This is a genomic window from Wolbachia endosymbiont of Laodelphax striatellus, from assembly GCF_007115015.1.
GTDB lineage: Bacteria > Pseudomonadota > Alphaproteobacteria > Rickettsiales > Anaplasmataceae > Wolbachia.
In genome coordinates, this window is the sequence record NZ_MUIX01000001.1 from 542,329 (window position 1) to 565,977 (window position 23,649).

A 23,649-nucleotide genomic window follows, 5' to 3' on the forward strand; every position below is an offset into this window, starting at 1 on the left:
AGTGAAGGTATTTTAATGGTTGATTCTTCTTATATGTGTGCTTCTAGTGCTTTTGTTCCTAGGGTTTCTTATTCCAGGTCGATTGATTTAAAAGATTCTTTATTGGATTTGGTTAAAGTCCAAAAGGGGTCATATAATTCCTTTACTCCTAATAATGAGAGTAATGAAAAACTTGAAGCTATCTTTCATACAATTTTTCCAATATCTGATCCTTTGCATAGGGCTACTATCGAATTTTTGAATTGTAGGGTAGATGATCTTAAGTATAGTGAATCTGAGTGTATAAAACGTGGTATAACTTTTTCTGCTCAGGTTATTGCTTCTATACGTCTTGTTATTATGCAGGATGGTGTTTCTCTTGAAAAATATCAAGAAGTTAAAGAAGATGATGATCATTCTAAACTTGCAACTATTATAAAATCTGCTGAAGAGCAGGAGGTTCGCTTTTGTGAACTGCCTATGATGACTGATAAAGGTACTTTCATCATCAATGGCGTAGAGAAAGTTATCGTTTCACAAATGCATAGATCTCCTGGAGTGTTTTTTGATAGTGATAAGGGAAAAACTTACAATTCTGGCAAATTGATCTATTCTGCTAGAGTTATTCCTTATAGAGGTTCTTGGCTTGATATTGAGTTTGATGTTAAAGATCATTTGTATTTTCGTATTGATAGAAAGAGAAAATTGCCAATATCAGTTTTATTAAAGGCTTTGGGCTTATCAAATAATGACATACTTAATAAATTTTATGAAAAAATAGACTATATAAAACATAAAAGTGGCTGGAAAGTACCTTTTTTCCCTGATAAATTCAAGGGAGTGAGGCTTCCTTTCGATTTAAAGAATGTTGAAGGCAATGTGTTACTTAAAGCTAATGTTCGTATTACTTCGAAATTAGCTAAAAATCTATATGATAACGGGTTGAAAGAGTATCTAATTCCTTATGATTCTATATGTGGTTTATTTCCTGCAGAAGATTTAATAGATAGTGCTAGTTCTACAAAAATCTTATCTGCTGGTGAATCTATAAAATTAGAGGATATAAAAAAGCTTGAATTATTATCTATAGATAAAATATCAGTGTTGAACATAGATAATGTTTCTGTTGGACCTTACATATTAAATACACTTTTCTTAGATGAAAACATGTCTTATGAGAACGCTCTATATGAAATATATAAGGTTTTGCGTCCTGGTGAAGTTCCTGTTTTAAAGATAGTAGAGGAGTTTTTTCGTAATCTTTTCTTCAGTCCAGAATATTATGATTTGTCTAACATTGGTAGATTAAAACTTAACTCTTGCCTTGGGTTAAATTATGAAGAAAGTTTAACTACTTTAACACATGAAGACATTATTGAAATTATAAGAAAAATAGTATTGTTACGTGATGGTCAAGGATCTGTAGATGATATTGATCATTTAGCAAATAGAAGAGTCCGTTCAGTTGGAGAGTTTATAGAAAATCAATTTAGAACTGGATTATTAAAATTGGGACGGGCAGTAGTTGATTCTATGTCTACTTCTAGTTTAGATAAAGTCTCTCCATCTGATTTTATAAACCCAAAAGTGTTAACCAATGTCTTAAGAGATTTTTTCAATTCTTCCCAATTATCTCAATTTATGGATCAGACTAATCCATTATCTGAAATAACACATAAAAGAAGGTTGTCGGCGTTAGGTCCTGGTGGTTTAACAAGAGAGAGAGCGGGATTTGAAGTGCGTGATGTTCATCCAACTCATTACGGAAGAATTTGCCCTATTGAAACTCCTGAGGGACAGAATATAGGCTTAATTAACAGCTTAGCTATATACGCTCGTATTAATAAATATGGGTTCATTGAAAGCCCTTATAGGAAAGTAGTTAATAAGGTTGTTACTGATCAAATTGAGTATCTGTCTGCTATAGATGAAGGTTTATATTATATAGCCGATACCAGCGCAAAGCTTGATGAAAACAACTGCTTTGTTGATGATATGTTATACTGTAGGTATGCTGGTACCTTTGTAATGGTAAATAGTAATCAAGTAAGTTACATTGATTTATCTCCTAAGCAGGTAATATCGGTTGCTGCTTCTTTAATTCCATTTTTAGAAAATGATGATGCTAATAGAGCGTTAATGGGTTCAAATATGCAGCGTCAAGCTGTACCTTTATTGAAGCCTACTGCTCCTTTGGTTGCTACTGGTATGGAGTCTTTCGTAGCTTCTGGCTCTGGTGCTGTAGTTTTAGCAAAACGTGGTGGCATAGTTGACAGCTCAGATAGTAACTCTATAGTTATACGTGCTTTTGACAAAGAAGGAATTAACTACTTAGATGTAGATATTTATCATCTAAGAAAATTTCAGCGTTCTAACCATAATACTTGTATTAACCAGAAACCACTGGTGCATGTAGGTGATTGTGTTAAGGAAGGTGATGTGATAGCTGATGGTCCTGCTATTAATAACGGTGAATTGGCACTTGGCCAAAACTTGCTAGTCGCTTTTATGTCTTGGCAAGGTTATAATTTTGAAGACTCAATCATTATTTCTAGTGAAGTTGTTAAAAAAGATCTATTTACTTCTATTCATATAGAAGAATTTGAATGTGTTGTACATGACACTCCTTTAGGGTCGGAAAAAATAACTCGTGCCATACCAGGTGTTAATGAAGAAAATCTTTATCACTTGGATGATAGTGGTATAGTAAAGGTTGGTACAAGAGTTGGTTCAGGTTATATTTTGGTGGGGAAAGTTACACCTAAGCATTCTCTTTCATTGCCTCCTGAGACAAAATTGTTAATGACAATTTTTGGTGAAAAGTCATTCGATTGTGTGGATTCCTCTTTATATACATCTCCAGATATTGAAGGGATAGTGATTGATGTGCAGGTCTTTACACGCAGAGGGGAAGAAGAAAACGAAAGGGCGTTTCTTATTAAGCAAAAAGAGGTAAATGATTTTGAGAAAGAACGAGACCATATAATCAATGTTATTAATCAATATTTCTATGATGAATTAAGAAAAATTCTTATTAATTCTGGCTCTCAAGATCGAGAAAGTATTAATTTTATTGAACGTGAGGGATGGTGGGATATAGGATTGAAAAACCAATCTATTTCTAAGCAAGTTGAGAGCTTAAAAAAAGATTTTGATGAAAAAGTATCACATGCAATAGCAAACTTTAAGCGAAAAGTAGAAAAATTGCATGAAGGTTATGATCTGCCTCAAGGTGTGTCGATGTCAGTAAAAGTTTTTATTGCTGTAAAACATAGTTTGCAGCCAGGGGATAAAATGGCTGGTAGACATGGAAATAAAGGTGTGATTTCTCGAGTTGTTCCAGTAGAAGATATGCCTTATTTAGAAGATGGTACTCCTATTGATATTATTCTTAACCCTCTTGGCGTTCCTTCACGAATGAATGTAGGGCAAATATTGGAAACGCATGTAGGTTGGGCTTGTAAAAAATTAGGAGAAAAAGTAGGCAATATTCTTGATGAGATCAATAAAATCAAACGTGCTTTTTGTGAGGCAATTAGATCTCTCAGTGATGATGATTTTGAAAAATTTGCAGCATTATATCTTGATAATAAAAAATTTGAGGATATTAATGATGATGAAATAACGTCTTCTATTTTAGATACGACTAATAAGGATGAATTAGATAATGAATTGACTACATTAGTAGAGAATTATTTCAACTCTTGTAAAGATGCACACAGTAGTTTACGTCACTTCCTGATTGAGGTTTATAGTTGTGGCAGTAATTTATCTATTTGTAATAACATTCGCGATATTAATGATAATCACCTCATTGAATTTGCGTATAAGTTGCGTAATGGCATTCCTGTTACTGCACCTGTATTTGAAGGTCCAAAAGATGAACAAATAGTAAAGCTATTTGAACTTGCTGGATTGGATAACTCTGGGCAAGTTGTATTATATGATGGTTGCTCGGGTGAGAAGTTTGATCGCAAAGTTACAGTTGGTTACATGTACATGCTTAAGTTGCATCACTTAGTAGATGGTAAAATTCATGCGCGTTCAGTAGGTCCTTATAGTTTGGTTACTCAACAACCTCTTGGAGGAAAGTCTCATTTTGGTGGTCAGCGTTTTGGTGAAATGGAATGTTGGGCATTGCAAGCCTATGGTGCTGCTTACACTTTGCAGGAAATGTTAACTGTGAAGTCTGATGATATTAATGGAAGGGTTAAGATTTATGAATCGGTAATAAAAGGTGACAGTAACTTTGAATGTGGAATTCCTGAATCCTTTAATGTCATGATAAAAGAGTTGCGTTCCTTGTGTTTTAATGTGGATTTGAAGCAAAATGACATAGTAATTGAAGATATATCTCATACTAACATAGCGCAATCTTTTAATGAGGTTAGAATTTCCATTGCTAGCCCTGAAAGTATTAAACGTATGTCTTATGGAGAGATAACGGATGTTTCAACTGCAAACTACCGTACATTCAAAGTTGAGAAAGGTGGATTATTTTGTCCTAAAGTTTTTGGTCCTGTCAATGATGATGAATGTTTATGTGGAAAGTACAAAAAAAGAAGACATAGGGGCCGTATATGCGAAAAATGTGGAGTAGAAGTTACATCTTCTAAAGTAAGAAGAGAAAAAATGGGTCATATAGAGCTTGCATCTCCTGTTGCTCATATATGGTTTTTGAAGTCACTTCCTTCAAGAATTGGAGCATTATTAGATATGTCTCTTAGAGATATCGAAAGTATTTTATATAGTGATAATTATGTTGTAATAGATCCTCTTGTTTCCTCTTTTGAAAAAGGTGAAATTATTAGTGAGAAAGCTTATAATGAAGCTAAAGATAGCTATGGAGTCGATAGCTTTATAGCTATGCAAGGTGTTGAAGCTATAAGAGAATTGCTAACACGCCTTGATTTACATGAAATTAGGAAGAATTTAAGACAGGAGTTAGAGTCTGTTGCTTCTGAAATGAGAAGAAAGAAAATTATAAAGAGATTACGTATTGTTGAAAATTTTATCAAGTCTGGAAACAGACCTGAGTGGATGATACTTACAGCTATACCTATTTTACCACCTGACTTGCGTCCCTTGGTGTCGCTTGAAAGTGGTCGACCTGCAGTTTCTGATTTAAATCATCATTATAGAACTATTATTAATAGAAATAATAGATTGAGAAAATTGTTAAGTTTAAATCCTCCTGAGATTATGATTCGTAATGAGAAAAGAATGTTACAAGAGGCAGTTGATTCTCTTTTTGATAATAGTCGTCGTAATGCTCTGGTAAATAAACCTGGCGCTACTGGATATAAAAAGTCTATTAGCGATATGCTGAAAGGAAAGCAAGGTCGTTTCCGTCAGAATCTTTTAGGAAAAAGGGTAGATTACTCTGGACGTTCTGTAATAGTTGTTGGTCCAACTTTGAAACTAAATCAGTGTGGATTACCGAAAAGAATGGCTCTTGAGTTATTCAAACCTTTTGTTTACTCAAGGCTTAAAATATATGGAATGGCTCCAACTATAAAATTTGCTAGTAAGTTAATAAGAGCAGAAAAGCCAGAAGTCTGGGATATGCTTGAAGAAGTAATAAAAGAGCATCCTGTTTTGCTAAATAGAGCGCCTACGCTACACAGGCTTGGTATTCAGGCTTTTGAGCCAGTCCTTATTGAAGGTAAAGCAATACAGCTTCATCCACTTGTTTGTACAGCATTTAATGCTGACTTTGATGGTGATCAAATGGCAGTACATGTGCCAATTTCATTGGAAGCTCAACTTGAAGCTAGAGTATTGATGATGTCAATTAATAACGTTTTAAGTCCTTCTAATGGAAGACCGATTATAGTTCCTAGTAAAGATATAGTGCTTGGTATATACTACCTAACTTTACAGCAACTTAAGGAGGATGATTTACCGCTTTTTTGTGCTTTTTGTGAAGTTGAGCATTCCTTAAATAACGGTACTCTACATATTCATTCTCATATAAAGTACAAAATGGAATACATCAATAGCGATGGAAACATTCAGTATAAAACTATTTTTACAACTCCTGGACGTTTAATATTATGGCAGATTTTTCCTAAACATGAGAATCTAAGTTTCGATTTAATAAATCAGGTATTAACAGTTAAGGAAATAACTAGTATAGTTGATTTAGTATATCGTAGCTGCGGTCAAAGTGCTACAGTGGTATTTTCTGATAAATTGATGACACTTGGCTTTGAGTATGCTACATTTTCTGGTACTTCTTTTAGTCGTTGCGATATGGTCATACCTGAAACTAAAGCTACACACGTTGATTATACAAGGGGTGAAATTAAGAAATTCTCTGCACAGTATCAAGACGGGCTAATCACTAAAAGTGAGAGGTATAATAAAGTTATAGATGAGTGGTCTAAGTGCACAGATATAATAGCGAATGATATGTTAAAAGCGATATCTGTGTATGATGAAAATAGTAAGTACAACTCAGTGTATATGATGGTTAGCTCCGGTGCAAGAGGTTCTACTTCCCAGATGAAGCAGTTAGCAGGAATGCGAGGGTTAATGACCAAACCTTCTGGTGAAATTATAGAAACACCTATAATTTCTAATTTTCGCGAAGGATTGAATGTATTTGAATACTTTAATTCTACTCACGGGGCGCGTAAAGGTTTAGCTGATACTGCACTTAAAACTGCAAACTCTGGATACTTAACTCGTCGCTTGGTTGACGTATCTCAAAATTGCATAGTTACAAAACATAACTGTAAAACGAAAAATGGCTTTATTGTAAGAGCTATAGTTGAAGGGAGTACTATAGTTGCATCTCTAGAGAGTGTTGTACTAGGTAGAACAGCTGCAAATGATATATATAACCCAGTAACCAAAGAGTTATTATTAAAAGCAGGGGAATTAATTGATGAAGATAAAGTAAAGCAAATCAACATTGTAGGTCTTGATGCTATAAAAATTAGATCGCCTTTAACTTGTGAAATAAGTCCTGGTGTGTGTTCTTTGTGTTATGGAAGAGACCTTGCAACTGGTAAAATTGTTTCAATAGGTGAAGCAGTTGGTGTTATCGCTGCTCAATCTGTTGGAGAGCCAGGTACTCAGTTAACGATGCGTACTTTCCATATAGGTGGAGTAATGACTAGAAGTGTTGAATCCTCAAATATTATAGCTTCTATTAATGCTAGAATAAAATTAAACAACAGTAATATAATTATAGATAAAAACGGCAATAAAATTGTGATAAGCCGTTCCTGTGAAGTCGTCTTAATTGATAGCCTTGGTAGTGAAAAATTGAAGCACAGTGTGCCTTATGGTGCTAAACTTTATGTAAATGAGGGTGAGTTAGTAAAAATTGGTGATAAAGTTGCGGAATGGGATCCGTATACACTACCTATTATTACGGAAAAGAGTGGTACAATATCTTACCAGGATTTAAAAGATGGAATTTCGATCACTGAAGTGATGGATGAATCTACAGGAATATCAAATAGAGTAGTAAAAGATTGGAAATTGCACTCTGGTGTAGCTAATTTACGTCCTCGTATCGCACTGCTTGATGATAATGAAAAAGTAATAACACTTGCAAGTGGTGTGGAAGCATGTTACTTTATACCAGTTGGCGCAGTACTCAATGTACAGGATGGCCAAAAGGTTCATGCAGGTGATGTTATCACAAGAACGCCGAGAGAGTCAGTTAGAACTCGTGATATTACTGGTGGCTTGCCTAAGGTTATAGAATTATTTGAAGCACGTCGTCCTAAAGAGCATGCTATCGTTAGTGAAATAGACGGCTATGTAACGTTCTCTGAAAAAGACCGTAGAGGAAAACGCAGTATAGTAATTAAACCTGTAGATGAGCAAGCTTCTCCAGTTGAGTATTTAGTATCAAGAAGTAAGCATGTAATAGTCAATGAAGGTGATTTTGTGCGTAAAGGTGATTTATTGATGGATGGCGATCCTGATCTTCATGATATTCTACGTGTGCTTGGGTTAGAAGCGTTAGCACACTATATGATTTCTGAAATACAGCAAGTTTATAGATTGCAAGGTGTGCGCATAGATAACAAGCATTTAGAAGTGATCTTAAAGCAAATGCTACAAAAAGTAGAAATTACCGATCCTGGTGATACTACGTACTTAATTGGAGAAAATATCGACAAGCTGGAAGTTGATAGAGAAAATGATGCTATGAATAACTCTGGAAAACGACCTGCTTATTATCTTCCTATTCTGCAGGGAATTACTAGAGCAAGCCTTGAAACTAATTCCTTCATTTCTGCTGCCTCTTTCCAAGAAACAACAAAAGTACTTACAGAAGCAGCATTCTGCGGAAAGAGTGATCCTTTGAGTGGGTTAAAAGAAAATGTTATAGTAGGAAGATTAATTCCTGCTGGTACGGGTCTGATTATGAATAAGGTGAAAGCACTTTCGCTTTGTGAAAATATAGATAAATATGAAAAATATTTTGATATTGAGACTTATGACGAAAAATTGCTGAGTGATAATAGTTATCAATTACATTCTGATGAAGAAGAGAGTGTGGTGGCATCGCACTATGATCATTCAAATTGAATATAGCTAATGAGGCAGTATGTTTAATCTGTTTTTAACTAAAAAAATCAATTATATTTTCTTTCACCTCTGTGCTGTCTGTTATGTTATTTACTCTTACACGAAATTCAGATGAGTTTTGAAGCCCGCTACTGTACCATCCTATATGTTTGCGGGCCATCTTTATTCCTGTATCGCTTCCATAGTACTCAAGGATACTGTCATAATGCTTGAGTATTATGCTTAATCTCTCTGAGGCTGTTGGCTCAGAAACTTTATTTCCACTCAAAAAGTTTATTGCTTGATTAATCAGCCAAGGTTTGCCGTAAGCACCACGACCTATCATTACTCCATCTGCCCCAGATTCTTTAAGTGCACTTTGAACATCATTCAAACTCTTAATATCTCCATTTACTATAACTGGAATTTTTACCTGCTCTTTAACATTTCTAACAAATTTCCAATCTGCTTGACCATTATAAAGCTGTGCCCTTGTCCTTCCATGTACAGTAATCATCTTTGCTCCCAAATCTTCTGCAATTTTTGCCAAGCGCGGAGCATTACGATTTTCGTCATTCCATCCAGTACGCATTTTTACTGTAACTGGCACACTCACTGCCTTGACTACAGCTTCTATTATCTCAGCAGCCTTTTTTTCATCACGCATAAGTGCTGACCCTGCGTAACCGTTTACAACTTTTTTAACTGGACAACCAAAATTTATATCTATGATTTTTGCACCCATGCCCTCGTTTAACTTTGCAGCTTCCGCCATAACATCAGGCTCACAACCAGCAAGTTGTACAGCGGTTAGTTCATCGACTTTTGCTTTTTGCATGCTCTGGCGAGTTTGCATTATCATAGCTCTGCTTGCAATCATTTCTGAGACTAGCAAACTTGCACCAAGTTTCTTTACAATACTCCTAAATGGATAGTCAGTCACTCCAGACATTGGCGCTAAAATAACTGGAGAATCAATAGCCAAATTTCCTATTTGAAGAGACATAGGCTTTCTAGTTGTTAAACAATGCATTTTTGACACTGTTATAAGCTGCTATTATAACACCTTGCATAAATGAATTTGCTTTCTCTATAAGAGAAGGTTCTACCTCTACTACCTCAGCTCTCTCATAATGACCAGGTGTTAAGTGTATTGTTTCTTGTTTTTTGTCATTCCATAAATCATCATTTCGCTGATAACCTTGATTTATCATTTCAGGATTTGGCCTAAATATACCTTGATTATGCAATACATGAGGATGAAGATAGATTTCAACGTTTGCCAATGAAGCCAAGATAGGAATTTCCTCTGTGAAAATAAAGTAATTTTGATTACCAATTGCCTCTAGATAGGATTTATAAATGGATTTACCATTGAGAAAAGAATTTGCTACAGCACCACTATTGTAATTTCTATCATATTTTCTTTCACTAATATTGAGGTTACTAATACTAATACTTCTTAAATCACCTACAACTTCATTTTCTTCTAATGTAGTAAGACAGCATAACTTTCTTACTAATTTCTTAGTCCTTTTTTTGACCTTCTCTACCCGTCTATTTGTATGCTTAGCCAAATCTTGTATTGAATCCGACCTACCAATCAAATGATTTGGATTTTCTAAGAATGCACTAAAAACTTTCTGCATCTGTTCTTTCAATAACTTAGGCATCCTCGAATCATTCAAAGAGTTAAATTGACTTAAAAAATTGTGCCATTCCATTCTCATATCTTGTGCTCTTTCAGCTTTATATGTACCAGAGCTATTATCACCAAATACAGCATGGAAAAAGCAGTTGCCATCACCTGTAGTATTGTATGTAACAACTTTATATTGCTTATCTTTTGCTGAATTTACATCTATCCCACTATCTCCTGAAGCATTAGAATTTCTACGACTATTGTTACTTGAGGCAGGTTCACTTCCTGGTACAATACTACTATCTGTAGATGGAGAATAGGAATTTCTACGTACCCTCTTATCCGAATCATTTGTTTGTCTTGATATAGTATCTAGTCCACTATCCAATGATTTACTTCTTGTGAATTTTTGCTCTTTTGGACTCTTTTCTTCCTTTACAGTCCCTTTTTCATCAACATAACCTTTTACCAAGTGAAATAAAGGTTCAACGACCATTTTGTATGTCGCTGCAAGCACTATTCCCATTAAAATCCAAACTATAGGGTTGGAGATGAGCATAGCAAGTGGTAAGGTTAAGAGGAAAGATCCCATTATCAATCCCAAACAGCCAATGGTAAATGTAGTCGCCAAATATATACACAAAGCGTAGACAGCAAATCTTCCACTAGCCTTAAGTTTAGTGAAGTGAGTACTCTCTTTAAATGTATTGTACTTTTCTCGGATGCCCAACATGTTATATTTTATGAATACTACGTTAACTAATTCTAGCAAATTATGAAGGTAAAATCAATATTAGCATTTATATGTAAAAATATTGAGCATTAAAAGCTTTTGAAGTACAGTAATGATGTTAGTAATAGTACAACATATGCATGATATAGAAGATATACGCAAAAACCCTGAAGGATTTGAAAAAGCAATAAAAAGCAGAGGGGTGAAAGAATTTACTACAGAAGAAATATTAGATGTTGATGATGAAAGAAGATTACTGACTACTACATTGCAAGATTTAAATAGGCAGCGCAATGGAATCACAGAGGAAATAAAGAAGCTTAAAATGAGCAAGAGCTCCTCTGAAAATGAGGTAGAAGTGTCAAGAAACATAACAAATGAGATAAAAGCAATCAGCTTAAAAGAGCAAACGGAGAAAGATAACTTAATGAATATCTTATCTAACTTACCAAATATCCCTGCACAAAACGTGCCAATAGGTGAAGATGAGAGCTCCAACGTAGAAATCAGAAAATATGGAGAAAAAAGGCAATTTAGTTTTATGCCAAAATTTCATTATGAACTCGGAGAAAGGTTAGGCTTGATGGATTTTGAGCAAGCAGCAAAAATTTCTGGATCAAGGTTTACAATATTAAAAGGACAGTTAGCTAAGCTTGGACGAGCATTAATAAATTTTATGCTGGAAACACATGTTAATGAATTTGCCTATACTGAGGTGTATCACCCAGCCCTGGTGAAAAACGAGGCGATGTATAACGTTGGTCAGCTACCAAAATTTTCCGATGATTCATATTTAACTACCGATGAGTTAAGATTAATTCCTACAAGTGAAGTATTTTTAACAAATTTAGTTGCTGACAAAATAATAGAAGAAAAAGAACTGCCTATTCGTTTTACTGCATATTCAGAATGTTTTCGTAAAGAAGCTGGCAGCGCAGGACGAGATACAAGAGGCATGATAAGGCAACACCAATTTGGTAAAGTGGAATTAGTAAGCATCACAACTGAAGACCAGTCAAAAGACGAGCTTGAACGTATGACTAGTATTGCTGAAGAGATATTAAAAAAACTAGAATTACCATACAGAGTAATGCTACTTTGCAGTGGCGATATGGGTTTTGCTGCACAAAAGACTTATGACATAGAGGTATGGTTACCTGAGCAAAATAAATATAGAGAAATATCAAGCTGCTCAAATTGCGGTACGTTCCAGGCAAGAAGAATGAACACTAAATACTTCTTAGAAACTGACAGAAAAACAAAAAAATACGTTCACACTTTAAACGGCTCAGCTTTAGCCATAGGAAGAACAATTGTTGCCATAATGGAGAATTATCAAAATTCCGATGGGTCAGTTACAATACCAAACGTGTTGCAAAGATACATGAGTAATGATACTGTTATAAGCAAACAATAATTTTGACATATATAGAAAAGCGAGGAAATAAAGATGAAGGTTTTGGTTATAGGTTCTGGTGGGCGTGAGCATGCTTTACTTTGGGCTCTAAAGAAGTCTCCTATCTTGACTAAGTTATATGTTACTCCTGGTCGCCCGGCCATGGAGAATTTTGGAGTTCTTGTGAATATAAATATTCAAGATTCAGTGGATGTTACACGATTTTGCAAGAAAGAAAATATAGAGCTAGTAATTATTGGTCCAGAGCAGCCGATAATTAATGGGCTTGCTGATGATTTAACTGCGGAGGGGATAAACGTTTTTGCTCCAAGTCAAGCAGCTGCAAAACTTGAGGCATCAAAGTCTTTTACGAAGGAACTATGTAAACAATATGGTATACCGACCGCCAAATATGAACGTTTTATTGATGAAAGGTTAGCTAAAAATTTTGTCCGTAGTAATAAAATAAAATTTCCGCTTGTAATTAAAGCAAATGGAATTGCAGCAGGGAAAGGCGTCATAATATGCCACACAGAAAATGAAGCTTTTTCAGCAATAGATTCAATGCTAGTGGAGAAAAATCTTGGTGAGTCAGGTGAAGAAATAATCATAGAAGAGTTTTTAATTGGAGAGGAAGTAAGTTTTTTTGCTCTTATTGATCGGCTGAAGGTAGTAACCCTTGGGTGTGCAAAAGATTACAAGAGAGTTGGTGAAAATAACGAGGGACAAAATACTGGAGGCATGGGGTCATACTCATCACCTTCGATTATAAGTAAGGAGATGGAGCAAAAAATTATCCAAAAAATAATATATCCTACAATTCAAGCACTGACTAACATGGGAATATCCTATAAAGGAGTACTCTTTGCTGGTTTAATGATTTGCAAAGATAGTCCAAAGCTTCTTGAGTATAATGTTAGGTTTGGAGATCCGGAAATACAATCTATGTTACCTAGACTTGATCCAAATTGTGATTTGCTAAAGTTGATGTTGTCAGTTGCAGAAGGCAAGTTAAATACAAAAATGGTGGAGTTTAATCACAAAACTACAGTTTGTGTAGTTGTTGCAAGTAAAGGCTATCCTGGTGATTATCAAAAAGGAGAGGTAATTAAAGGATTGGATAAAATTGAAAACATTCCTGGTGTGCTAGTTTTTCATGCTGGTACTAAGTTGGATGAAAGTGGTAATTGGATTTCCGATGGCGGAAGAGTGCTAAATATAGTAGGAGAAGGAAACACTGTGGAAGAAGCTAAAAGTAAAGTGTACTCAGCGTTAAATTCTCTAGAATGGCCAGGGGGGTTCTTCAGATATGATATTGGTAGTTAACGTTAGCTAGCAGGTAGCTAATATAGAAACGAAAAAAATCACTTTACAAGCAGTAATAAAGAAAACTAAAGAAAAATATCAACTAGATTTATAGTCTATTACTACTGTTCTTGCAATTTTATCGTGAAGAAATTGCTTGCGTTTGTCAAAGATTGCAAATATTAAAAGTAGAATTGGTAAAATTGCTAACCACCGAGAAACATAATCAACCAAAAAAAGAAAACCAAATGACAAAGCTATTTCAGAAATGCACCTTATTGTTGCTTGCATTAGAGTAACACCTTTAAATGTATTTACATCTTTGACATACATACCACATAACAGTTGTCCTGGAGTACCTCCCAGTCTTGTTATCATTAATATTTCTAATACTGTGTACAGCATTGATGTAAAGATTGTATAAGGAGATATTAACTGTTCAATTTCGTCATGAAAGTTATCAATTTCATTATTGCCTGATACTGCAATGTACAGGATGAGTAAAGGAAAGAAAAATATGATATAGTCAAGTACTTCTGCTACAGTACGTCTTGTAAATCCTACGTAATTTACTTTAACATTTATTTCAGTATCCATACACTCTCCTATTTTCATAATGTCATCATATAATATAAAAGTACGTTATTAAATAACCATAAATATACTAATTTGGGTAATATTAGCTACTTGTGCCACTATATTATTTGAATTAACATTAAATCATTTACAGTTAAGGAAGTTATGTCAACATCAGTCACAGTTGCGTATGGTGATGGTATCGGACCAGAAATTATGGAAGCGGTGCTATCGATATTGCGTGAAGCGAAAGCAAAGATTTCAGTAGATATTATTGAAATAGGAGAGTGTGTTTATAGTAAAGAATGGTCTCACGGCATTTCTCCAAGTGGTTGGGAATCTATCGAAAGGACAAAGATATTACTCAAATCCCCGACAACAACCCCTCAAGGTAAAGGGCACAAAAGCTTAAACGTTGCGCTCAGAAAGAACTTAGGGCTGTATGCAAATATTAGACCATGCATTTCGTATCACCCTGTTATAGAAAATAAATTCGATAAATTTGATGTTGTTGTAATACGTGAAAATGAAGAAGACGTTTATACGGGAATAGAGCATAGGCTCACTGGTGATTCTTACCAATGCACTAAAATTATTACTAGATCTGGCTCAGAAAAAATATGCAGGTACGCTTTTGAATATGCGAAAAAACACAACAGAAAGAAAGTAACTTGCCTGACTAAAGACAACATAATGAAAATGACTGACGGCGCTTTTCATGCAGCGTTTGATCGTATTGCAAAAGAATACCCAAATATAAAGATAGAACATTATATAGTTGATATTGGAATGGCAAAAGTTGCTACAGAGCCCGAGAATTTCGATGTTATAGTAACTGAAAATCTATATGGCGACATATTATCAGATATAGTGGCACAAACCTCAGGTTCTGTAGGGCTTGCAGGAAGTAGCAATATAGGTAATGAATATGCAATGTTTGAAGCAGTGCACGGTTCTGCTCCTGATATTGCAGGAAAAAACATGGCTAATCCTTCTGGTCTTTTAAATGCCGCAGTACATATGTTGGTCTATATCGGTCAAGTGAGTACTGCAAAGCTAATTTACAATGCATGGTTAAAAACCTTGGAAGATGGAATACACACTGCTGATTTATATAAGGAGAAAAAGAGCAAGCAGAAAGTTGGGACAAAAGAATTTGCACAAGCTGTTATAGATAATCTAGGGAAAAAACCCACAACGTTAACTGAGCTTATAATTAGCAGTGATTTGGATAGTAAAATAAATAAAGTACAAGACCATTACGAACAAGATTACAAAGTTAAAAAGCTAGTGGGTAGTGATATAACGCTTGCCTGCGACAAATCCAACAATTTTGATCAAATAGTTAGGTTATTTGAATCGAGTAATCTGAAAATGATAGCAATATACTCAAAAGGACTTGCAATTTGGCCAGGAGGCTCAAAGTCTTCAAGTGACCAAATAACCTGCAGGTTCATTGCAAATAATGAAATTACAAATAGTGATGTGAATAACTTGCTAATCAAATTTGAGGAACATAATTTTGATGTGGTGAGAATGGATAAGTTGTATTTGTATGATGGGAAAGAGGGTTTCTTCTCTTAGTGGTTGCTTGATATTTTTATGCTTGTGTGAAACATTAAATATATTATACTAATAGTATCGTGTATTTATGTGAGGTGCAGTAATGGGTCAACATTTTAAGTTAACTGGTCAGGAGTTTTATGATAATAATGATCTGTTTAACGTACTAGAGATAAAAGCTGAACAAATTGTAGGTAAGGATTATCAAGCTCTTAGCAAGTTTCTGAAAAAACAATATAATAAATTGATACTTGTAAACCATCCTGACAAAGGTGGAGACAAAAATAGATTTGATCGAATTTATAAAGCTTATCAAGAGCTAAAAAAATATATTGAGCCTTTAGAATTAGGAAATCCTTGTGTTAAAGTCAGTATTGGCGCTGAAAGTGATGGACGTTTAACGGCAAGAGAGTTTCACTATAGGAAGAAGCTATTTAGTACATTAGGGATTGGTGAAGAAGCTATAGGTGGGGATTACAAAAAATTGAATTCTATATTGCAAAAAAAACTTTATGGGGGTTGTGCTAGAGATGATGTTGAGCAATTACGCTCTTATATTTCTCCTCTACAGAACAAAAAGGATCTAGTAGATGAGGATAAAAAACAATTAGCATTGAAATTTATAGAGCACAAAAATGCTCTACTGCTTGTCCCAAAAATAAGTCTTCTGCCTTTAGCTCTATTAACTACAGTTACTATAGGTTGCTATTTTTCATGGTGGATCATAGCATTTAACATCGCTATTAGTAGAGCCTCTGGTTTATTAGTGAATTATTATATGGAAAAGTATAAAAATTCAGAAATTTCTACTGATGAATTCATGAGTAAAATGAGCTATATCGAGCTAAGTAGTAAGCTTCTTATCAACTATCCTTTAGCTGCTTTTTCTGTTTATTTAGTTACAATAAATTTCATTGCTAATGGATTAACTGTTGGTGGAGCTGTACTTGGTCCACTATTGTTATTGGCAGTATTAATTGAAATGTTAGCTCCTGTTTTCTCAAAAGGCTGTGAAATATATGCTGACAAGCACACAAAAGATTTACTAGAAGAGGATCCAAGAGATAGAGTGCAAAAGGAGACTGATCTGTTAGGACGGTATGATCCACGAAGGCTATTAATGCCGATAATTATGCCTCTTGTTAGAAAGTGTTTTGCAGAAGTGGCAAGCAAATTTGCTGAGAGGAATTTTGATGAGGTAAAAACTGATATGTCTGATGTTAATACTGAAGGACTATCTAATCCTCAAGCAATTGAATTTGCACAGCAAACAGTATAGTATAAGCTTTTAGCTCTATGCATGGACTCAAAAAAAGTAGAATTAATATTTGAAAAATTTCAACAGTCAAATCCTGCGCCAAAAATAGAGCTAAATTATACCAATCATTTTACGTTATTAGTTGCAATAGTTCTGTCAGCGCGGACGACCGATATAAGTGTTAATAAAATTACAAAGGAGCTATTTAGTATCGCTGATACGCCAGAAAAGATGTTGAATCTTGGGCAAAGTGAGCTGAGAAAATGCATAAGCAGTATTGGTTTATATAATTCCAAAGCAAAAAATATAATCGGGCTCAGCAAAATATTGATTGAGAGGTACAATAGCAAAGTGCCTACTAATTTCGATGATTTGGTATCTTTACCAGGGGTTGGGAGAAAGAGCGCTAATGTGTTCTTAAATTCAGGGCTTGGTATTCCAACATTGGCAGTTGATACTCACGTTTTTAGAGTGAGCAATAGAGTTGGGCTTGTGAAAGAAAAAGATGTACTTAAAACAGAGCAGTCTCTTTTGAATGTAGTGCCAAAAAAATACCTACTTTATGCTCATCATTGGCTAGTTTTACACGGTAGATACATTTGCAAGGCACAAAAACCTTTGTGTGAAGCGTGCACAATTCATGATTTATGTGAGTTTGAATGCAAGAGGTATAAAGTCTAGCACAACACTTCGATATTTCTTACTTTTATCATTCAAGTTGGTTCCTTTATGATGACAGTTCCCAGATATTGGTTCTTTTTTTTCTAGATCCCAGTGGGCTTTGTTGCACCACTCAAGGAAAGAACAGGCAGTTACTGATGGAATTTGTTATAAAATAGATATTTAGCCGACAAAGGAAAAATATGTCAATAAGAATGAAAGTCAGTAACTGCAATGAATATAACAAATTTCTTCAAGAAAGGGGAAATGTTTTTCATTATATCAACGATGCCATTGAAAATTGGTACGAAAATAGTCCAAAAGTAGCAGGTGGCAACAATGTCTACAGCGACAAAGTAGTGATTCTAATTCACATAATAACCTATCTATTCAGGATTGGTCTTAGGCAAACAGTGGGATTTATAGAGAAATATCTTGAGCAAATAGGGAAAATTTTGCAAATTATCAGCTATTCGCAGGCTTCAAGAAGGTTTAAAAAGCTTAATATCAAAATCAACGACTGCAGAGTTGATAAGAACGATATGGAAGATATTGAAATTGCTATAGATAGTACAGGTATCAGCATCTACAATAATATTCCAGGCCATAGTAAGGCAAATGGTACAGATAGAAAGTATCGCCGCTATGAGCAAACAAGATGTAATGCTAGAGATAGGTAGTAAAAAAGTTATAGCTGCAAAATACAGTAGTGGAGTTTATTCCGACCACTATGTGATCTTATTGCAAGGATTGATGTTAATATAATATAAGCACACTATATGCAGACAGATCGAAAGAAGTTATATAAACTGTGCGATGAGTTTGACATAAAGACAAGGATTCCTCCGCAAAATAATGCAGTAGAGCATCCAAAGTTGGATTATATGGATGAGAGAAATAAGCTCATAAAGTCATATGATGAAGATGGTATGAAGAGGTGGAAAAAAGAGATAAATTATTGGAAGAGATCTTATATAGAAAGTTTTTTCTCGCGACTGAAGCAAATATTTGGATTTAGTTTTAGGAATAAATCTGAGATTAATCGTGAGAAGGAACTGCTACTCAAGTGTTATTTGCTTAACAAATTTACTGAAATAGGCATGGCTAAGTTTGATATAGCTTCATGAATTTATTATACATTACCCACCATCCGAAGAGCTGTGCAACAAAGCCATCCCAGTGTCGGAGCACTGGGATGACATGATGGAATATCATCAGGGTACTCTCCTTCTTGTCATCCCAGTGCTTGACACTGGGATCCAGCCTTTCTTACCAACAAAAACTTACCATAAGATGGCCTCTTTTGTGCTCAAAAATTTCTGAATTTCAGTGTCACGCATTGGGATGACGCCTAAGGGGCTACTCGCATGACACCCTCTTTTTAGCCCAAATCACAATGTTCGTACAGCTGTGAGCCACGCGCTGCTCTTTTAGTTACAAATATTAAGACATTAACTAATTTAAAAAAGACAAAAGAATCCCCGTATAGCGAGTTTTAATAATGTAAATTGATAATGTGCTAACAAGCGCGATTTGGCTGAATGTAGAAAAAATAAAAAGACATGCAGCCGCTATAATTTTATGTAATTTGCCAATAAATATCTGAGTTTTTTACTGAATTTTGTCATTGAATCTGCGCAGATCAAAAACAAGAATAAATACTCTTATTGTAAGAGTAAGGGAGTTGGCAAAATCTGTCAAGGAATTTTCTGTTGGCTAAGGTTGTGACAATAAAGTTAAGCGCTGCCAAAAACTATGGAAGAAGTCATTATAATTTGTATTATATCTTTATAAAATGGTTCGCATAAGTTATCTAGAAGTGCAACTAAACAAATACAAAAATCAAAGTGTTGCGGTTTTCGGCCTTGGTAAAACTGGTTTGTCCGTCATTAATGCCCTAACAAAAAGCAGTGCAAAAATATATGCATGGGATGATAATGAAGAGCAAAGAGCAAATGCAAAAATAATATATAAAGAGTGTAACTTTATTCATCCCAATGAGTATAATTGGCATGAGATAAGCACACTAATTTTGAGCCCTGGAGTGCCAACAGAGCCACATTGGATAGTAAAACTTGCAAGAAACTTTAACTGCAAAATAAAATCAGACATTGAGCTATTTCTTGAAACTAAAACTACAAGCCAGAAGGTTGTAGGCATCACCGGAACAAATGGCAAATCAACCACCACGTCATTAATAGGGCACATATTAAAATCCACAGGCAAAAAAGTAGCTATTGGCGGGAATTTAGGTGTGCCTATTTTGGATTTAGAAAGAGACGCAGAAATTTATGTAATTGAATTCTCCTCTTTTCAATTGGAGCTAATAAATAAAATTAATGTAGACATTTCTGTATTGCTCAACATCACACCAGACCACATAGATAGACATAGAAGTATGAATAACTACATAGAAACTAAATTAAAATTGATAAATGGTAGCAAGATTGCCGTGATAGGATGTGATAACAAAATTACCGCTGATGTATTCAATAAATTCACTGGGAACAAAATTCCAATTTCAGTAACATATTCCCTGGTGTCATTCCAGCGCATGACCAGAAAAGAAAAACCATTGCCAACTACTCAGATGATAGAGGGTAGTGCAAGAGATCTAATATCATTGGCAGATAACAATTTGCTTGATTATAGTGAACAGATTACTGGTATAGATCGAAATTATCTGGATCCCAGTGTCAGCTACTTGGATGACAAAAGGAGTGCTGAGATCCAGGATATCTCGCTAAAACTAGAGAATCACAACTTATCAATGAGTGATATGAAAGTAAACCTAGTATCCAATGTAGAAAATATAGTAGCTGCACACGCTGTGTGCAAGTTACTTGGAGTAGATAGCAGCACTATTGTCAATGAAATCAAATCCTTTCCAGGGCTAAGACACAGAAATGAATTTCTTGGCAAAATACATAATGTACTTTTTATCAACGATAGCAAAGCAACCAATGCAGAATCGACCGAAAAGGCAATTTTATCTTATAAAAACATATATTGGATTGTTGGCGGAAAAAGCAAAAAAGGCGGAATAGAATCATTAAGCAAGCATTTCACCAAGATTAGAAAAGCTTTTCTTATTGGAGAATCAACTGAAGTTTTTGCAAACATTATGGAGAACAAAATAGATTATATGAAGTGCTATAATCTAGAAAACGCATTTAAACTGGCTTTTGAAGAGGCCATAAATAGCAAAGAAGAAGTAGCGATATTACTTTCTCCTGCATGTTCTTCTTTTGATCAGTGGAAAAATTTTGAAGAACGCGGTGAAGCATTTTGCAGAATGTTTGAAAATCTCAGGTACAATTACATGTAGTGTTTAGTATAATGTTGTATGGAGCAAAAGTTAATAGTAGATGAGCTGATTAAGGTTATTCCATTTGAAGGAATAAGTGATGCAACCTTATTGAAAGCGTGCACGAACCTTAACTTAGCCAATAGTTTTTGTAAATTTCAAAATGGAATATATAGTGCTTTGGAGTACATAGCAGAAAACTTAAATAGCTCAATGGAAGCTGAACTAAGAAATTCCAATTTAGAAGATATGAAAGTGCGAGAGCGGGTAAAGTTAGCTATTCAAATACGCCTTTCAAACTACGCTAAGTTACCAAATTACAGAGAGTGTTTAAAAAATGTTTTATCATTCTCCATATTACCCCAAAATACATACTTTTCTAGTAAACTCTTGTACAAAACTGTGAGCACAATTTGGTACGGTATTTACGATCAATCAACAGATTTTAATTATTATACAAAAAGGGCAATATTAGCTGGAGTGTACTTAAGTACGATACTTTTTTTTATCAATGATTACTCAGAAGATTTTGTGGATACTCTCTCATTTCTTGACAGGCGTATCAACAATGTCATGACGTTTCAAAAATTCAAAACTCGCTTAAAAGGAATCATAAGAAACTTCTTATAAGCTTTCCATCACACTGGTTATTTATATTCTAAGATTATCTTGTTTTTTTTTATCTTTATGTTAGAATATTTAATGTTTATTAAAAAGGAAATGAAAGTTATTTATTACACCAATGGTAATATCAAGCGAGAAGAAAATACAAAACACGTGGTAAACTTTTTTGGAGTACTTGGGTGTATTAAGGTTAATGCTCTTAGTAAAGATGTATCTAAGGGGCAAGAAAGTAAGTTAGTTAAGCATTATTTTGACTATCCTTATTTTTCTAGAATTGTTAATCCAGAATTCTTTCAAAAAGAATTAAACGATGAAGAAAGAAAATTCAATAGGATAATATTATCACTATGGTTATGCTCTGCTATATTGTCCACTGCTTCTATTGTGTCGTTATACTTGGCATACCAGAATCAAAAATCAAAAAAGGTACTTATAGGGTTAGCTTTTGCATCAGTAGTGCTATCAATTTTGACTACCATACATGTCGTCGTACTTTGCTTATGGTTACTTTTTAATTTTATTAAGGAAAGGTTTGTTATACATAGAATTAAAAGCTTTTTGGAAAATGAAGTCAGCCCTGAGTGGATAAAGTGTTATAAAAAAGAACTTATAGGTGAAGATCAGAAAATAGACGTAGAAGCTTGTGATCAAGAGTTGGAAAAAGATATGAAAGATATTATAGAGTTTCTTTTGGAAAGAAAGAAGATTGTAGCACTATATAATTTTCTAACAAACGGTGAAAAGTTAGTTCAGGCAGGAATGGCAATGGTAAACACGTTACTTGTAAAAGGTGTGCATCCAAACAATATAATTTTGGATACTAACTCTCTTGGAGGAGGAATTGCAGCAGAAGTTTTAAAAAGATTTGAAAAACAAGGTATCTATTTAACATTAATTCATAGTAATTCTTATAGCTCACTTAAGGATGCAACTAATAACTTTCCTCATGGGATAGGGAATTTTTTCATGAGACGGCTTCCTGCAAAATTCTTGAATTTTTGGTTTAATCGTTGCGGATTGGAATTTAATTCACGAGAGATTATAGAGAATACAAAATGCCCTGTATTAATTGCTGGCAGGAAAGGCGATACTGTAATTCCACAGGAAGCACAACTCGTTGGTAAACTTCCAGATTCATCCACATCTGAATGGTTTAGATGGAATATAGTACTTGAACACGATCCTCAAGACACGGAGTGTAAGAGCAAAAATATTCATGCTGATCATAAAGAACATTTAGTTTATCGTGAGGATAATAATGATATAACAAAATACACCAGTTACGAAGAAAAAGAAAATAAATTTATTGAAGAAGCGCATAAATATTTAATAGACTCTGAATTTAATAAAAATTTTGATCTAGGGCACTACAGAATAAGTAATTTCTCCGGAAACTTGACGAAAATAGAACTGAAACTCGTCAATGAAAAGCCTATACAAGTTTAAGTTGATAGAGAAAGAAAAATTATTTTTGCAATACCGTAGGTACGCTCCAAAATTACACTGAAGTTTTTATTGCACTCAAAATTTTCGTTCTTCCTAATCTCTAGAATTATTAATGCATCATCATTTAACCAGCCTGAGTGAGCTAGCCTGTCTAAAGTTGAGTTAACTAGATTACTATTATAAGGTGGGTCCATAAAAACTATATCGCACTTTGAAATAGGTCTTGGTAATCCGTTAGTATTGCAACAAATTAGCGTGATATCGTTCGTAATTCCAAAATCTTCTGCTGTTTTTTTAGGCAGTTGCAAATTGTAATAATCTGAATCTACCATGAATGCATGTTTAGCACCTCGAGAAAGTGCTTCAAATGAAAAAGAGCCACTTCCGCAGAATAAATCAAGTACATTTAGGTTATAAATAGGTTTTCTTGAAGAAAGTATACTAAATATTGCTTCTCGGACAATACTCATAGTGGGCCGTGCAGCTAAATTCTTGCCTGTAGTTATTTTTCTTCCACGATATTTACCCGCAATAACACGTAACATATAAAACAAGTTCGAAGTTAACTAATTATTTATAATACACATTTAATGTCAACATAGCTTCAGCAGTCTAATAGAAAGAA

The 23,649-nt window shown here is 34.5% G+C and carries 13 protein-coding genes and 1 pseudogene; 10 read left to right on the top strand and 4 right to left on the bottom strand.

The features are described from left to right. Positions 1-15 precede the first annotated feature (15 nt). Positions 16-8,535, top strand: a complete 8,520-nt coding sequence (locus BVG17_RS02570; RefSeq protein ID WP_084240976.1) for a DNA-directed RNA polymerase subunit beta/beta' — start codon at positions 16-18, stop codon at positions 8,533-8,535. A 34-nt stretch (positions 8,536-8,569) separates the two neighbouring features. On the opposite strand, the gene dusB is transcribed toward BVG17_RS02570, so the two are convergent. Beyond that, positions 8,570-9,520, bottom strand: a complete 951-nt coding sequence (gene dusB / locus BVG17_RS02575; RefSeq protein ID WP_063630665.1) for a tRNA dihydrouridine synthase DusB — start codon at positions 9,518-9,520, stop codon at positions 8,570-8,572. Between the two features lie 7 nt (positions 9,521-9,527). Continuing rightward, positions 9,528-10,889, bottom strand: a complete 1,362-nt coding sequence (locus BVG17_RS02580; RefSeq protein WP_172793446.1) for a hypothetical protein — start codon at positions 10,887-10,889, stop codon at positions 9,528-9,530. A 136-nt stretch (positions 10,890-11,025) separates the two neighbouring features. Between BVG17_RS02580 and serS the strand changes: the two genes are divergently transcribed. Both serS and purD read left to right on the top strand, forming a co-directional pair. Beyond that, positions 11,026-12,306 carry a serine--tRNA ligase gene (gene serS / locus BVG17_RS02585; RefSeq protein WP_063630664.1) on the top strand — a complete coding sequence of 427 codons (1,281 nt, stop codon included), beginning with the start codon at positions 11,026-11,028 and terminating at the stop codon, positions 12,304-12,306. A gap of 33 nt (positions 12,307-12,339) precedes the next feature. After that, the gene (gene purD / locus BVG17_RS02590; RefSeq protein WP_063630636.1) at positions 12,340-13,611 is read left to right on the top strand and encodes a phosphoribosylamine--glycine ligase; all 1,272 of its coding nucleotides are present in this window, start codon (positions 12,340-12,342) and stop codon (positions 13,609-13,611) included. Between the two features lie 78 nt (positions 13,612-13,689). On the opposite strand, the gene BVG17_RS02595 is transcribed toward purD, so the two are convergent. Further along, entirely contained in the window at positions 13,690-14,187 is a 498-nt protein-coding gene (locus BVG17_RS02595; RefSeq protein ID WP_084240974.1) for an RDD family protein, read from the bottom strand. Positions 14,188-14,331: 144 nt separating this feature from the next. Between BVG17_RS02595 and icd the strand changes: the two genes are divergently transcribed. The 7 genes and pseudogenes from icd (at position 14,332) to BVG17_RS09485 (ending at position 23,024) form a co-directional block, all read left to right on the top strand. Further along, a complete protein-coding gene (gene icd / locus BVG17_RS02600; RefSeq protein WP_063630635.1) occupies positions 14,332-15,750 on the top strand; it encodes an isocitrate dehydrogenase in 1,419 nt (472 codons plus the stop codon). 82 nt (positions 15,751-15,832) lie between these two features. Further along, positions 15,833-17,008, top strand: a complete 1,176-nt coding sequence (locus BVG17_RS02605) for a hypothetical protein (RefSeq protein ID WP_063630634.1) — start codon at positions 15,833-15,835, stop codon at positions 17,006-17,008. Positions 17,009-17,029: 21 nt separating this feature from the next. Beyond that, the gene (gene nth, locus BVG17_RS02610; RefSeq protein ID WP_007301977.1) at positions 17,030-17,668 is read left to right on the top strand and encodes an endonuclease III; all 639 of its coding nucleotides are present in this window, start codon (positions 17,030-17,032) and stop codon (positions 17,666-17,668) included. 182 nt (positions 17,669-17,850) lie between these two features. After that, positions 17,851-18,774 (top strand): annotated as a pseudogene (locus BVG17_RS10490) (IS5 family transposase). 668 nt (positions 18,775-19,442) lie between these two features. Continuing rightward, positions 19,443-20,975: a UDP-N-acetylmuramoyl-L-alanine--D-glutamate ligase gene (murD, locus tag BVG17_RS02625; protein WP_063630667.1), complete on the top strand. Its 1,533-nt coding sequence runs from the start codon at positions 19,443-19,445 to the stop codon at positions 20,973-20,975. A gap of 18 nt (positions 20,976-20,993) precedes the next feature. Continuing rightward, positions 20,994-21,584, top strand: coding sequence for a COQ9 family protein (locus BVG17_RS02630; protein ID WP_017532101.1), 591 nt, complete (start codon positions 20,994-20,996; stop codon positions 21,582-21,584). Positions 21,585-21,674: 90 nt separating this feature from the next. Further along, positions 21,675-23,024, top strand: coding sequence for a hypothetical protein (locus BVG17_RS09485; protein WP_255359849.1), 1,350 nt, complete (start codon positions 21,675-21,677; stop codon positions 23,022-23,024). Here the strand turns inward: BVG17_RS09485 and rsmD are convergent. Continuing rightward, on the bottom strand, positions 23,021-23,569 hold the full coding sequence (gene rsmD, locus BVG17_RS02640) for a 16S rRNA (guanine(966)-N(2))-methyltransferase RsmD (protein ID WP_017532099.1): 549 nt from the start codon (positions 23,567-23,569) through the stop codon (positions 23,021-23,023). The genes BVG17_RS09485 and rsmD overlap by 4 nt on opposite strands. Positions 23,570-23,649: the final 80 nt, after the last annotated feature.

Coding starts and splice junctions, on each gene's coding strand:
- nth (WP_007301977.1), top strand. CDS start 17,030: ATGGACTCAAAAAAAGTAGAATTAATATTTGAAAAATTTCAACAGTCA.
- icd (WP_063630635.1), top strand. CDS start 14,332: ATGTCAACATCAGTCACAGTTGCGTATGGTGATGGTATCGGACCAGAA.
- BVG17_RS02580 (WP_172793446.1), bottom strand. CDS start 10,889: ATGTTGGGCATCCGAGAAAAGTACAATACATTTAAAGAGAGTACTCAC.
- rsmD (WP_017532099.1), bottom strand. CDS start 23,569: ATGTTACGTGTTATTGCGGGTAAATATCGTGGAAGAAAAATAACTACA.
- BVG17_RS02595 (WP_084240974.1), bottom strand. CDS start 14,187: ATGGATACTGAAATAAATGTTAAAGTAAATTACGTAGGATTTACAAGA.
- murD (WP_063630667.1), top strand. CDS start 19,443: ATGGTTCGCATAAGTTATCTAGAAGTGCAACTAAACAAATACAAAAAT.
- BVG17_RS09485 (WP_255359849.1), top strand. CDS start 21,675: ATGAAAGTTATTTATTACACCAATGGTAATATCAAGCGAGAAGAAAAT.
- BVG17_RS02570 (WP_084240976.1), top strand. CDS start 16: ATGGTTGATTCTTCTTATATGTGTGCTTCTAGTGCTTTTGTTCCTAGG.
- BVG17_RS02630 (WP_017532101.1), top strand. CDS start 20,994: ATGGAGCAAAAGTTAATAGTAGATGAGCTGATTAAGGTTATTCCATTT.
- purD (WP_063630636.1), top strand. CDS start 12,340: ATGAAGGTTTTGGTTATAGGTTCTGGTGGGCGTGAGCATGCTTTACTT.
- dusB (WP_063630665.1), bottom strand. CDS start 9,520: ATGTCTCTTCAAATAGGAAATTTGGCTATTGATTCTCCAGTTATTTTA.
- BVG17_RS02605 (WP_063630634.1), top strand. CDS start 15,833: ATGGGTCAACATTTTAAGTTAACTGGTCAGGAGTTTTATGATAATAAT.
- serS (WP_063630664.1), top strand. CDS start 11,026: ATGCATGATATAGAAGATATACGCAAAAACCCTGAAGGATTTGAAAAA.